Annotated in this window: 1 protein-coding gene; it reads right to left on the bottom strand. The window is 40.8% G+C overall.

All coding sequences use genetic code 11. The features are described from left to right. Positions 1-306: hypothetical protein (locus EQG68_RS15130; RefSeq protein WP_164975482.1), on the bottom strand; the 306-nt coding region annotated here is incomplete at both ends.

Below are 306 nucleotides of genomic sequence, written 5' to 3'. Positions count from 1 at the left end.
TTTACAATCAATTGAAGCTCTACAATCTCATAACATCTTGGCTCTAACGGGTTAGTTGGTATTCTGGTTACACGAACATAAATCGTTTGTGTATCGGAATCAGTACTGTCATAATTCGTTGGATCAGGAATTGGATTGGTCTCTGTTTCTGCCTCTGCAAAACTCTCAAAATACGTCAATGAAAACTCCGTTAGACTCGCTCCGTTTAAGATGTAAAGCTCTCGCTGGGTCAAATCGAAGTTCTCTAAACCATCACCCGGATTTGTATCGTCACACTCTTCTATCGGTGCCGGATCAAATAATGGT

The organism is Flavobacterium piscinae (assembly GCF_004122145.1).
In the GTDB taxonomy this organism is placed as follows: Bacteria; Bacteroidota; Bacteroidia; order Flavobacteriales; family Flavobacteriaceae; genus Flavobacterium; species Flavobacterium piscinae.
The sequence above is the reverse complement of the archived record's forward strand: the minus strand, read 5'-3'. Positions and strand labels throughout refer to the sequence as shown.